The organism is Persicobacter psychrovividus (assembly GCF_036492425.1).
In the GTDB taxonomy this organism is placed as follows: Bacteria; Bacteroidota; Bacteroidia; order Cytophagales; family Cyclobacteriaceae; genus Persicobacter; species Persicobacter psychrovividus.
Genome location: NZ_AP025292.1, coordinates 1,549,442 through 1,563,747 on the forward strand (window position 1 = coordinate 1,549,442; position 14,306 = coordinate 1,563,747).

The following is a 14,306-nucleotide window of genomic DNA, read 5'->3' on the forward strand; positions in this document are numbered from 1 at the left end:
CTCTGTTGCACTGCGAGTATTTAGTATTGCCTGCCTCGCAATGATTCACAGGAATAATTGAGCTGTATCCGTCGATATGGACCTATTAATTGGTGATTATTTTTTTGTTCATTGGTGGGTGAAAATGGAGGGCAAGGTATTTGCTGTTCAATTAATATAAAATTTGAGTTATATATATGGAGAATGCGCAGTTAAGTAAAGCGTTTGTTGGTTCTTTGGAGAGTAAACTGAAGGTTGGGAATTTAAGAGCGATTCACCTGAATGCTACGCCAGGCCGAAGGAGAAATAGGCTCGACCTGATAGATCTGAAGAAAGTGGAGGAAAAATTACCTCAGGATCTTCTAACTGATTTGCTTACCAAACCGAAGTTTAGTCATAAAATAGCCGTCAATAGTAAGCAGCTTACCTTGCTTTCGGAAGAGCAACTGTCGCAGGCGGATAAGGCTTTAGGGAAACTCAAAAACCTCCATATGGATTTAACTTCTGATTTTCAGGAGCATGGGGTCAATAGCCTCGGTTTTGGGTATCCGATGTTAATCGCCCGAAATCCCAATATGCCCAAACAGTTGATTTGCGCCCCGCTTTTTATATGGCGTTTGGACCTTGAGAAAGATCCCCGAAATCTCAACGACTGGAAAATCAAAAAGAATGAAGATCATCCGATCATTATCAATGAGCAATTACGCTCTTATATTGAATCAGAATTTGGCGGGCTGAAATTGCCTGAAATTCCTGAAGGGATGCTGGATGACAACCTCATTGATGAGGGTGAATTATTGCAGATGGTGAATACCATCATGGCTACCCTCAAAGCACAACAAGTGGAGGCGATTCCTGAACTTTCCGCCACACCCGATAAAGCCCGGATGGAAAACCTGACGGGCTCCACCCCATGGATTGCCTGGAGTGGTGTTTTTGGCATGTTCCGTGCACAGCGCGAGAGTATTATTTATGACCTGAAGCACGTGCAGGATCATTTTGAGGATTTTAAAGAAACGGAAGACCACGACTCTTACCGCGCATTCACTACCTCCTCGGTAACAGTGGACCCAAGTCAGGAGAAGCTGATTCATTTGTTGGGTGAGGAACGAAAGCTCATTATTCAGGGCCCTCCCGGCACAGGGAAAAGCCAATCGCTAACGGCCATTATTACCAATGCACTGGAAAATAATGCCCGCTGTCTGGTGGTATGTGAAAAGAAAACAGCCCTTGAAGTCCTTAAAAATAACCTTGCCAAAATCGGGCTCGATCACCTGTGTGTCGTTATCGATGACGTTAATAAGGACCGAAAAAAAGTGGTGGACGCTATCCGAAATATTGTCGATGGTAAGAACGAACTGCCTTTCGGGAATCTGAGTGTCAATGATTATGAGATGGCACGCAGCCGTTTCGAGAAAATCAAAGTGCAGGCCAATCAGCAGTATCACCATGCTACGGCCAAGGTGCTTGGCGATTTCTCGTGGAAGGATGCCATTGCCAAAAAAATGAGTGCGGAGAAGAAACTCTCCGATGGGCAACCGGAGCAATTGCCCCAACAGGGAAGTCTTGCCTTTACGATTGAAGAGCTCGCAAGTTTGGAAGATCAGATCAGGGATGCACAATATTTGTTTGAAGCCATCGGGCAGCTTGATTGTAGTTTGAAGTTATTCAAAGCCACTGTTTTTGAGCGGAAATTTTCTCAGACCCTGAGAAATGAACTGGATGGCAAGCTCGTGCAGGTTCAGGAAAATCTTAAAACCCTCCATAAGCAGTTGGCGAAGGCTGAAACAAGTTTTGGCGACAAACTCTGGGATCAGAAATCTCAGGGAGGATTGTTGTTTTTCATCAAGTCGATTTTCAACAGTAAGCTGAAACAGATGAAAGCAACAGCAACGGAGTTGGAACAACAAGCATTGAAGCTTGATGCCTCCTTGAGCGCCCTGATCAGTAATCATCCGGTGGAAGGCATTCAGTCTGGTGAGGACATCAGTAGGTTTGTCAGCGAGAATGAGTCATTGCTGGAGCAATTGCAGGCAGACATGAGATCCTACAAACCGTTCCACGACTGGCAATATTTTAAATCGCAAACAGCCCATCAGCAGGCACGGGTTCTAATAGATCATCTCGAACAGGTACCTGTTGCAGACTGGTACAACTGCTTTCAGTATTGGTATTTCAACAGTTTACTGTTGGCTAAAGAGCATGAACAAGTAGGGGTGCAGAATCAGGATGATCGATTGTTGCGGCAGCTGAATGAGCTTACGGCAGAAATTCAAAAGCATCAGGCGCAATACATCATCACGCAGCAATCTAAAAAAGTTCAGCAGACCCTCTCGCAGAAAAATCGGCAGAGCCTGAAATTATTGTTCAACTATCGGAAAAATAAAGCCCACCAAAGCAAGACGTCGCTAAGGAAAATTCTTGATCGGGAGTTTGATCTCTTCACCGATTTCTTTCCTGTAACAATGGTTAACCCCGTAGTTTGCAGTTCTATCATTCCTATGCAGGCAGACCTTTACGATCTCGTGATTTTTGATGAAGCTTCGCAGATTCGCCTTGAGGATTCCTATGCTGCACTGATGCGTGGCAAGTTTAAAATTGTTTCTGGCGATGTGCATCAAATGCCTCCTTCTTCTTATTTCAGCAAGGGTGGAGAAGCGGCAGAAGAAGAGGAGGGCGACGAGGAAGATGTGGCCCTGGCCGGTAGCGAGTCTTTACTGACTTTCGCCAAAGACAGCTCCTTTAAGTTTTCTTACCTTGATTTCCATTACCGCTCGAAACACCCACATCTGATTGATTTTTCAAATGCGGCATTTTATGGCGGTCGTTTGGTGCCTATGCCGAATTCAAAAAATTATTCGCCCATTAAGTTTCATGAGGTGAATGGGCTTTATGAAAACCGTACCAATCCAACGGAGGCCATGGAAATCGTGAAGTTCCTGGCCAATGAAATTAAGCCTGATCAGCAGGGGCAACTTCCTTCTGTGGGGGTGGCAACTTTCAATATGGATCAGCGGAATTTAATCTGGGACATGATTTTCAAGGCTTGTGAGGAGTCTGCTGAATTTTCCAAAAAATTACAGGCCCTGACTGCCGCAGGATTTTTCGTGAAAAACCTGGAGAATATTCAAGGCGATGAGCGTGATATAATTATGTTATCAACCACCTTTGGTTGTAATGCTGAAGGGAAATTCCGGCAAATTTTTGGGCAGCTGAACAATGTAACTAAAGGTTATAAGCTGCTCAATGTAATTGTCACCAGGGCCAAAGAACAGCTTCATGTGTTCAGCTCTTTTCCAAGTGAATCCTATGCAAAGTATTTGGATGAAATTGCAACTTCTGGCAACAATGGAAAGGGAATTCTATATGCTTATTTGGCTTATGCGCGTGCCTGTTCTAATGGAAATGAAGAGGAGCGACAAGGGATTTTAAATCATCTGCAACAGTATTCTGCAGAAAGCAGTTCTGCCGCGGAGGTGGGAGAAAATGAAACAGAATCCCCTTTTGAGCAGGAAGTTTATGAATACCTGCTGGATTTCTTCCCAAAAGAGTCGATCGTGTTGCAATATCCTTTTGGTGGGTTCAGACTTGATTTTGTGTTGAAAAATTCAAAAGGGGAGCCTGTGATTTGTTTGGAAGCCGATGGTAAAAAATTCCACGAGTCTGATGAGGCTTATCGTTACGACCTCCACCGTCAGAATATTCTTGAGCAGCACGGGTTCAAAGTCTATCGAATTTGGTCTACAAATTGGTGGCAAGATCCTTTGGGTGAAATTCAGAAGTTAAGACGCTACGCTGAACAGTATTTAAATTAATAGAAGGTTAGGCTTGCGGTCTTGTTACGAAAGGGAGGCTCGCGACTGGAACATCAAGTACAATTTTGTGGCTTTTCTTTTGTTTTGAAAGTGGAGCTTAATGTGCTGTTGTTGATGGAGGTGCCCCTTATTTTTGAGGGGCACTTTTTTCTGATTCCAAAAGGTATGGAATATTGATTTTGAATGTGGTACCGACGCCAAGGACACTTTCCACGCCGATCGTCCCCTTGTGGAGTTCAACAAACTGCTTCACAAACGACAGGCCGATACCCGTTCCCTTATGATTTTCGGTATTGGTGGCACGGAAAAAGGGCATGAACAAATTTTTCAAATCATCAGCAGGAATGCCAATGCCCTGATCGGCGATGGTAAGCTGAAAATCATCTTCCTGATAGGTTAACGAAATGGTGATCACCTCATTTTCACTGTTGGAATATTTCAGGGCGTTACAAATCAGATTAGACACAATATGCTGAAATAGATAAAAGTCCAAATTGACCTTGCGATCATTTTGAGGCGCTTTAAAGTTGACATTCCTTTTTTCAGGGAAGGCGTTCAGGTGTTTTTTGATTTGATCTTCTATGAGTGCTTTTAGGCAACAGGGGGTAACTTTCAAGGTCGGGTTTGCCGACTCAAGGCTACCGAAATCGAGCATCCGCTCCATCATCTGACGAAGGGACTCAACGGATTCGTAGATTTGGGAGTATCGCTTTGGCGAGTTTTTTGGAAGCGGATGGCAACCGCCTTCAATTTCAAGTAATTCGCTTGCAGACTGAATTGTGGCAAGTGGGGTTCTGAACTGATGAGAAACCATCGTTACAAATTTCGTTTTCAGTTCATTCATCTCTGCCTGGTGGTTCAATGCCTGTTGAAGCGTGATCTCATGGTTTTTTCGATCTGTGATATCATGAATGATCAGGTGGTAGAACCGCTGCTGGTTTTCCTGCCCCTGATGAAAAATGGTGTCAAGATATTTCTCCTGTTGATTGAAAGTAAGTTGTAACTCTTTGACGACATGATCCGCCTCGGATTGTATTCTTTCATTTACCAATCGGTGTAAAAACAGGGTGAGTTCGGTTTGGGTGTTGAACGGCAGCACCTGTGAGGCCGATTTGCTGAGGTAAAGCATGTTTCTGTTTTCATCAAAAGAGGCCATCAGGTAACTATTTTCAATGGCAGATACCAGGTGTCGTTGAATTTGGTTATTGAGTAACAATTCGGTTTTTCTTCGGAACTCCTCTTTTTTGAAGAAGTAAGTAGCAAATGTGGACAAAACGAAAATCGAAATGAGTTGTGCCTGTCGAGTATCAAAATTGACGGGCTCGCCCATGATGCTATCGGGTAAAAATCGTTCGGTCAGTAACATGGCGAGGAGCAATGCGCTGAAGGCGATGATGTACTTCCCAATTAAATTTTTAGGCATTAAAAGCAATAGCGCAACATTACAGCCAATGATCCCGACACTCGCTGTACCATGAACACCACCCATGGTGTACCATTCAAAAAGGAGTAAAAAGGTGAATAAGCCACAAAATCCATAGAGTGCTTTTAGAAAGTCTCTCCTGAACCGGTTAAGGTAATAACACCCACAGCTGATGGAAAACAGCAAGCTGATTGTAATGATGGGCAATTGACCGAAAACACCCAAAAAAGCTGCGGGAAGTATGGAGATTCCAATAAGACTTCCCGTCAAGGAAAAACCATTCAGTAGTTTTTCTTCAAAGGAAAACCGATTGTCGAAGCCAAGCAACTGACGGATATTTGAAATGGATAGGTTCATGGGCAATTTGATCTGAAAATAGGATACGGCTTTGGGTCGATAATTTAAGTGGAAACCTTCGTTTGTTGATGAACGGATTGCAGTTCATTTTCGGTTTGATAGGGGATAGTCACCGTCATGATCGTGCCAAGGTTGAGCTCGCTTTCAAGACTAATTTGTCCGTCGTGTATTTCAACAAATTGCTTGACAAACGACAGGCCGATACCCGTCCCTTTGTGGTTTTCTGTGTTCGATGCCCGATAGAAGGGCTCAAATAATTTTTTTTGATCTTCCGCAGGAATACCGATGCCATAATCCTGCACAACCAAAGAACAAGAAGATGCCCCAAAAATGAGCGTTACCTCGATCACTGAATTTGATGGTGAGTATTTCAGTGCATTACACATCAAATTACTGCAAATATGTTGATAGAGATAATAATCAACAGCAACCTCTTGAGTCTGTCCTTTGGTCTGAAATTGAATACTTCTGCCATTGTAGGTGGAGGTCGTCAGTTTTTGAATCTGATCTTTAATGATTTCGACAATATTGCAAGGCTCGCGCCGTAATATCGGGTTGCTGTTCTCCATCCGCCCAAAATCAAGCAGTCTTTCCATCATTTCTTTCAGGGAATTGACGGACTCAAAAATTTGGGTGTGGTGTTTCTGTGGCTGGTTAACAGACTGCTGATTCATCTGCAAAAGCTCGCAGGCAGATTGTATGGTTGTCAGTGGGGTGCGAAATTGATGAGAAACCATACTGACAAATTTGGTTTTCATTTGGTTGATTTCCGCCTGATGGTTAAGGGCCTTCTGCAAGGTTATTTCATCTTTTTTCCTTTGAGTAATATCATGAATAATCAGGTGTGTGAACTGAGATCGGTCTTCCTGTTCCAAATGAAAATGAATGTCAAAAAAGCGATCTTTACCATCTTCATTGAGCGAGAGAACTTTTGATCTGTTGGCACTTGACTGCATCATAAATGATTTGGCCGTAGTTACCAAAAATTGCTCCATGGCTTTTTTATCAGGAAAAGGGAGCAGGGATTGTGCCGAGTTACTGAGGTAAATCAGCTGGTATTCTTCATCAAAAGAAGCCATAATGTATTTATCCTCAATGGCTGATACAAGGTGGCGCTGAATCCTTGATTTGATCAGTAATTGCATTTTTCGGTGGTACTCCTCCTTTTTAAAAATATAGGCTGAAAGCGTGCTGATGATCAGCATAAAAAAGAGTTGCATTTGGCGGGTATGGAAATCGACAGGCGGGCCAATAATAACGGAGGGGTAATACCGCTCGATGAGAAAAATGGCACCCGCTACCGAGAAAATATAAAGGATGTATTTCCCGATGAGTTTCTTGGGCATTAACAGCATGGTGGCAATATTGAACCCCAACATCGCTATGCCATAGGTTCCTCGCACGCCACCCATCGTTCGCCATTCGTAAATAAAAAGGGTAGAGGCCATCAGTACAAATATGATGATGGCAGCATTAAATTTTTTGAAAATCCGTGAACAGATAAAGACAGCTGAATTGGTGCCGAAAAGAATAATGGTTGTCAGGATGGCTGCTTTGGGGTACACTCCAGCAACCGCCATAGGGAAATTTATCAACCCAATAATCGCTCCTAAAAATGAGAAGCCATGCAATAGTTTTTCCTCAAAAATAAAACTATCGTTAAAGCCCAGTAAAGTTCTTAGTTGATGGAGTTGTTGCTTCATGAATAGGTCAATAGTGCTAAAAACATCTTATCTAATATTGTATATGAATTATACTGTTTTTAGTTCAACAATTGACGGTGAATCATTCTGTGTATTGGGAAATTATGTTGTTTTTAGGTATTTCAGTACAACCTTTTCCTTAAACAAAAAAAGGTGAGCCAATGCCCACCTTTTCCATTTATATTTTTCTTCGCTTAATTAAAGCGCATTTACGATTTCCTCGGTGTCGCGGGCAATCATAAATTCTTCGTTTGTAGGCAATACCATTACCTTCACTTTAGAATCTGGTGTAGAAATTTCAGTTTCAGTACCAAATGTGGTTGCATTCAACTCATCATTAAGTTCAACACCCAAATATGGGAAGTGATCAGAAACATCTTTACGTACATAGAAAGCATTTTCGCCAATACCACCAGTGAAAAGAATCAAATCAACACCTTTCATCACAGCAGTATAAGAACCTACATACTTGGCAATACGCTGACAGTACATGTCATAAGCCAACTGTGCACGTTCGTTGCCATTTTTCATGCCTTCAAGAATATCACGCATATCGGAAGAGATACCTGAAACGCCCAACATACCCGATCTTTTGTTGATCAAGCTATTGGCTGCATTGGCATCGATTCCTTCCTGAATCATGATGTAGGTCAAAACACCCAAATCAACATCACCAGCACGTGTACCCATGATCATACCTTCCGTAGGGGTCATTCCCATTGAAGTATCAACAGACTTACCATTTTCGATTGCAGTTACCGAAGCACCACCACCCAAGTGGCAAGTAATGATTTTCTTGGTCGTGATGTCCCATCCCAACACTTCACATGCGCGTTCTGCTACATACTGGTGAGAAGTACCATGGAAACCGTAACGACGGATACCATATTTTTTGTACAACTGGTAAGGGATCGCATACATGTAAGCTTTTGCAGGCATGGTCTGGTGGAAAGCGGTATCGAATACAGCTACCTGAGGAACCTCAGGAAGAAGGGTATCGATCGCACTGATTCCCATCATGTTTGCAGGGTTGTGCAATGGCGCAAGGTCGAACAATTTCTTGATGTCCTCACGTACACTGTCGGTAATTAAGGTTGATTTTTTGAAGTGCTCACCACCATGTGTTACACGATGACCAACAGCATCAATTTCATTCATATCAGCAATAACACCATGCTTCTTAGAGGTGATAATTCCTAATACATACTCAATTCCTTGAGTGTGGTCATTAATTTCACCATCGAAAACAACTTTTTTACCGTTGTTGTCTTTGATTGTAAGGAATGCACCTGCAAGACCTACTTTCTCCACCAAACCAGTGATTTTCACCTCACGGGTTTCTGTGTTAAATAATTGAAACTTGATGGAAGAACTTCCACAATTTAGAACAAGAATATTCATTTTGGAATGGAGTATTTTTAATTTCTACTTTTTATTGCAATCGAAGATAATGTATTAAGATAAGTATAATGGTTAGGTATTGTTTGAAAGGAGGGTACTGCGGAACAATACCCTCAATTTTTTTTAGGCTTCCACCGCTTCAACAACCGTCAGGCGGTAAGAGTCCTCAGCAATAACAAGCTCCTCGTTGGTCGGCACGACCATCACTTTCACTTTGGAGTCTGGCTTGGTAATGATGCGTTCTTCAGCTCTGAAGGATTTGTTCACTTCATGATCGAAATCAACCCCCATAAACTCAAGACCACGGCAAACACCCGCACGGGTAACATCGCCATTTTCACCAACACCACCAGTAAAGATGATGGCATCAACCCCACCCATAGCTACTGCATAACCACCAATGTATTTTTTAATACGGTAATCATACATGTCCAGGGCAAGTTGTGCGCGGTCATTTCCTTTTTCGAAAGCCTCCAGCTCGATATCCCTCATGTCTGAAGAGATACCCGTGATGCCCAATACGCCCGATCGCTTGTTAATCAAGGTGTTGGCCGTGTTTACACTGATGTCTTCTTTTTTCATAATGAAGGTCAGCACGCCCAAATCGAGGTCACCAGCTCTTGTGCCCATAATCATTCCTTCCACAGGCGTTAATCCCATAGAGGTATCCACTGATCTTCCGCCATCAATAGCGGCAATAGATGCCCCACCACCGAGGTGGCAAGAAATGATTTTCGCTTTATTGTAATCAAGGCCTAAAATCTCACAGGCACGTCGTGAAACATACTTGTGGGAGGTGCCATGAAAACCGTAGCGGCGAATCCCGTATTTTTTATACAACTCATAAGGAATTGCATACATATAGGAGTGCGCAGGCATGGATTGATGAAAAGCGGTATCGAAAACTGCCACCTGAGGAACACCAGGTAGGATGTCCATCATGGATTTAATCCCCAAAAGGTTCGGAGGATTATGAAGTGGTGCGAGGTCGATACATTTTTCAATTTCCTTGAGGACTTCAGGAGTAACAATGGCTGAGTCCTTAAAGGTTTCTCCGCCATGTACCACACGGTGACCTACTGCTTGAATTTCTTCCAGTGAACTTACCACGCCAAAGCGCTCACTTTTCAATACTCCAAGTACATATTCTATACCTGCAGTGTGATCCATGATGTCACCTTCCAAAATTACTTTATTACCATTCTTATCTTTTGTTTTGAGGAAGGACCCCGACAATCCAATTTTTTCTACAATACCATTGGCCAGTTCCGTGGCTTCAGGCATGTTCAGTAACTGATATTTTATCGAAGAACTCCCGCAGTTTAATACTAAAATCTTCATAGGTTGGGTTCGGTTTAGATTGATTGGTTTGGTCTGTATTATTCAGTGATCTTAGAGCCGTACTTGTCGTACTTGTAAAAGCCTTCGCCCACTGAACGGCCAGTTTTACCTGCTCTCATTAATTTTTTAAGCATTGGTGATGCTTTGTATCGGGTGTTACCAAATTCGTTGTAAAGGTTGTCCAACCAGCGGATCACACGATCGATACCGAAAAGATCGGCTGTTTCGAATGGCCCCATAGAGTTGCCCATACCCAAACGCATGGTAATGTCGATATCTTCTTTTGTTGCTACACCTTCCATTAAAATAGAACATGCTTCGTTGATCATCGGTGCGATCAAACGTGTAGAGATAATTCCAGGAGATTCTACTACAGGAACTACTGTTTTCTTCAGCATTGTTGCAAAGCGCTGAACACGTTGGTAGGCAGCATCCGAAGTATGAAGACCTCTTGCCACTTCCACGATTTCAGCATCTTCCACAGGGAAGATAAAGTGCAAAGAAGCACAACGCTCAGGGTGTTCCAGCTCAGAAGCCAACTCTGTAATTACCAAAGTGGTGGAGTTGGTAACGATCAAGCATTCTTCGCTTACCACTGCTTCGGCTTTTTTGAAAATGCTCTTGCGGTCTGGTACACATTTTTCGCGCGTACGAGATTTGATCGCTTCGATAATGATATCGCTCTTGGCCAAATCCTGGTAAGTCATCGTGCCTGAGACGCGAGAAAGAATAGATTTCTTTTCAGACTCGGTTAATCCCCAGCGCTCAATCTCAAGATCCAAGGCATGAGACATCCCGTCAATCGCCTGAGCAACACGCTCCTCATTCAATTCAAGAAAGACAACATCGAAACCCCTGCGTGCACAAAGAATCGCGATTGCCTGGCCCAAGAAGCCACAGCCGACGATACCGACATTGGAGATGATGTTATGTTTTGGAGCGGCACCACTAAGGTTCAAGCCGTATTCTGCGATAGATTCTCTAATTTCAGACATTTTTAATATTTAAGAATGTAAACACTCAATAATATAAATTGAAATGCCCGACAGCGGACTGTCGGGCACGGGTATTTTTTAAGCTTCAGCAGCTTGGTTAGCTGTGATGGCAACAGTATTCACGATGTCGTCAATTGAACAACCACGTGAAAGGTCGTTGATAGGAGCGGCAACCCCTTGAAGCAATGGGCCAAAGGCTCTTGCTTTCGCCAGGCGCTGTACCAGTTTGTAGGCAATGTTCCCTGTGTTAAGGTCAGGGAATACCAATACGTTGGCTTGTCCTTTAAGTGGCGAGTTTGGTGCTTTAGAAGCAGCAACGGCTTCTACAATGGCAGCATCACCTTGCAATTCACCGTCGATCAATAGATCTGGTGCCATTTGCTTGGCAATCTCAGTAGCTTCAATCACTTTGTCTACCATCTCGTGTTTTGCTGATCCCTTGGAAGAGAATGACAACAAAGCCACTTTAGGTTCGATTTGTGCTACTGTACGGGCTGTTTCAGCGGATGAAATGGCGATCTGAGCCAATTGTTTGGCATCTGGGTTTGGTGTAACACCACAATCGGCGAATACAAACACACCATCTTCGCCATTATTATATTCTGGGACGATCATAACGAAAGAACCAGAAACGACAGAAACACCTGGCTTGGTTTTGATCACCTGAAAGGCAGGGCGCAATACATCTCCAGTGGAGTTCAATGCACCAGCAACTTCACCGTCAGCATCACCAGCCTTCAGCATCAAAGTAGCCATGTATAATGGATTCTCTACCGTTTGCAAAGCTTTCTCTGGCGTCATTCCTTTGGCTTTACGCAAGTCATAAAGGATGTCAGCATAAGCTTGCTTTTTAGGGTGATCCAAAGGATTGACGATTGTTACCTTATCGATATTCTTCAAGCCAAGGCGGGCAGCTTCACTTTTAATCGTTTCAGGGTTCCCCAAAAGGATCAGTTGAGCAAGACCTTGCTCAGTGATGATATCCGCTGCTTGAAGTGTTCTTAATTCTTCGCCTTCAGGAAGTACGATGCGCTTATTGATAGATTTTGCGCTTTCCTTAATCTTTTCGATCAAACTCATAATCGGCTTAACTTATATATGTGAAATGACGAATGTTCGTCATAAAATTTATTCGTCTTTATTATGATTCGAATGTAGTAAATAATTCTAATATTCACTGATTCTAAACCAAGCAAAATGTGTGCTGAATCATAATTTTTTACAACAATCTGTGTATTAGGGGGGATAAAATCTCGTTTATAATATGATTTAAATCATATGATCATAAATTCACCAAAAAACAACCGAATGTTAATCCCATTTTTATAAAGCAGGCATCGGGCTAAAAGGTTTCTTTTATCCCAAATTAACTGATACAGGGCTGTGATAGGGGATAGGATACAAAAAAAGCCCACATATCATGTGGGCTTTTTTATTTATAATTAGAATAAATTATTTCTTGTTTTTTTTCTGTTTTTGCATTTCCTGCGATTGTTTCATCGCCTCTTGAATACGAGATTGGAAGCCGCCTTTTTTGTCTTTGTTGGTCTTCTTGGCTTCTTGCATTTTAGCGTGGATGGCGTCGTCATCCACAAACTTGCGAATCGCATAAGTTTGGCCAAAAGTAATGATGTTCGACAGGAAGTAATAGTACGTCAAACCTGCAGGGAAATCATTCAGGAAGAAGATCATCATGATAGGCATGAAGTACTGAATGTTCTTCATTGGGCCTGCCATTGCCGCATTGTTCTGGTTGGTTGCTTTGGTGTAAAGGATCGTCGAAACGGTCATCAGCAAAGTGAACAACGAGATGTGATCGCCATAGAATGGGATATGGAAAGGCAGGTTGTAGATGCTATCGAAGGTCGATAAATCATGTGCCCAAAGGAATGATTGCTGACGAAGCTCCACGGAGTTCGGGAAGAATCGGAACATTGCAAACAAAATAGGCATTTGCAGGAACATCGGGATACAACCACTTAATGGGTTTACGCCAGCTTTGGAGTAAAGCGCCATTTGAGCCGTTTGTTGTGCCTGCGTATCGTCTGGGTTTTGCTCCTTGATTTCGTTGATCTCTGGTTGCAGGATTCTCATCTTGGCCATCGACAAGTAAGACTTGTAGGTCAGTGGGAACAGCAACATCTTGATCACAATCACCAACAAAAGGATGATGATACCATAGTTAGAGAAGAAGCCTTCGAAGAAGTGGAAGATCGGAATGATCAGGTATTTGTTCACCCACTTGAAGACAAACCATCCGAGGTTCAGGTTTTGGTCAAAGCCTTCCGTAACGTCTTTCAATACATGGTACTGGTTCGGTCCGAAGAAGAACGTCAGTTGCGTGTCAGTGGTATTGTAAGTGAAGTTGGTATGCGCCGTTTTCACGATGGTTGTGTCGCCAACAGGGGCAGGGGCTACCGATACTTCGCCAACCGTTACGGGTTTGGAAGGAATCACCGACGAAGTGAAGAATTTCTGCTTGAAGGCAACCCATTTCACCGCTTCTTTTGGTGTGGCCGCTTCTTTTTCTTTGGCAGTCATTGAAAGCTCTTCGAAATCTTTGCTTACTGTATAGTAATGCGCCGAAGTGTTCATTCTTGCACCTGCACGGCTTTCAAGGTCTGGCTCCACACGTTTCATGTGCTCAGTCCAGTCAAAAGCAATTTGCTTATTGTCCATGGCCGCAGAAAGGCCATTGAAAGCGATATTGGAATTCAGGGTGTAGGCATCGGCAGGAAGTTCATAAGTCTGAACAATTTGTCCGCCGTCCACATTCAGGGTGATGTTCACCTTGTTGCCTGACTGCTCAATGTCTGAGAAATAAAGTTGGTTCAGGTCTACTGCTTTGCCATTATAAGTAATGGTTTTTTGCATTTTACTTGAAGCCTCATCCACTAAGATAAGTGGCTTATCCTGGTAGGTTTTGTATTCTTTAAGCTCAACAGTTTTAATGCTTGCTCCTTTGGTAGAGAAAACCACTTTCAGAAATTTGTTTTCCAAAGTAGCGGTTGCTTCCTCGCCTTTCGCTGCGGAAGCCAAAGAGCCGTAGGTTTGCTGGTTGATGACTTCCTGAAGGCTGTCAGGTAAAACTGTTGGTGCAGCAACTTCAGTGTTTGTCGAAGTGGTGGCCGTCTGCTCTATGGCAGCTGGTGTGGCGTTGTCTTTTGCTTCGTCCGTTGAAGGCGCAAAGAAAAACGCATAGGCCATCAATAGTGCTGAAATCAGCACAAGGCCTGTTACTTGATTCTTATCCATAATTAATCGTCAATTACAAAAAATTGATCTCGGGTTT

8 protein-coding genes are annotated in these 14,306 nt (G+C 43.0%); 1 reads left to right on the forward strand and 7 read right to left on the reverse strand.

The genetic code is table 11. The annotated features are described in order from the left end of the window. Nucleotides 1-176: 176 nt before the first annotated feature. On the forward strand, nt 177-3,794 hold the full coding sequence (locus AABK40_RS06790; RefSeq protein WP_338398027.1) for an AAA domain-containing protein: 3,618 nt from the start codon (nt 177-179) through the stop codon (nt 3,792-3,794). 127 nt (nt 3,795-3,921) lie between these two features. Here the strand turns inward: AABK40_RS06790 and AABK40_RS06795 are convergent, their stop codons facing one another. From AABK40_RS06795 to yidC, 7 genes are all read right to left on the reverse strand, one after another. Beyond that, nucleotides 3,922-5,574 (reverse strand): sensor histidine kinase, encoded by a 1,653-nt coding sequence (locus AABK40_RS06795; protein ID WP_338398028.1) that lies wholly within the window; start codon nt 5,572-5,574, stop codon nt 3,922-3,924. 44 nt (nt 5,575-5,618) lie between these two features. Then, nucleotides 5,619-7,277 (reverse strand): sensor histidine kinase, encoded by a 1,659-nt coding sequence (locus tag AABK40_RS06800; RefSeq protein ID WP_338398029.1) that lies wholly within the window; start codon nt 7,275-7,277, stop codon nt 5,619-5,621. Between the two features lie 198 nt (nt 7,278-7,475). Further along, a complete protein-coding gene (locus AABK40_RS06805) occupies nt 7,476-8,678 on the reverse strand; it encodes an acetate/propionate family kinase (protein ID WP_332921629.1) in 1,203 nt (400 codons plus the stop codon). A gap of 123 nt (nt 8,679-8,801) precedes the next feature. Then, nucleotides 8,802-10,019, reverse strand: a complete 1,218-nt coding sequence (locus tag AABK40_RS06810) for an acetate/propionate family kinase (RefSeq protein WP_332921630.1) — start codon at nt 10,017-10,019, stop codon at nt 8,802-8,804. A 38-nt stretch (nt 10,020-10,057) separates the two neighbouring features. Beyond that, a complete protein-coding gene (locus tag AABK40_RS06815; RefSeq protein WP_332921631.1) occupies nt 10,058-11,014 on the reverse strand; it encodes a 3-hydroxyacyl-CoA dehydrogenase family protein in 957 nt (318 codons plus the stop codon). Between the two features lie 78 nt (nt 11,015-11,092). Continuing rightward, nucleotides 11,093-12,094 (reverse strand): phosphate acetyltransferase, encoded by a 1,002-nt coding sequence (gene pta, locus AABK40_RS06820; protein ID WP_332921632.1) that lies wholly within the window; start codon nt 12,092-12,094, stop codon nt 11,093-11,095. 372 nt (nt 12,095-12,466) lie between these two features. After that, nucleotides 12,467-14,269 carry a membrane protein insertase YidC gene (gene yidC / locus AABK40_RS06825; protein WP_332921633.1) on the reverse strand — a complete coding sequence of 601 codons (1,803 nt, stop codon included), beginning with the start codon at nt 14,267-14,269 and terminating at the stop codon, nt 12,467-12,469. Nucleotides 14,270-14,306: the final 37 nt, after the last annotated feature.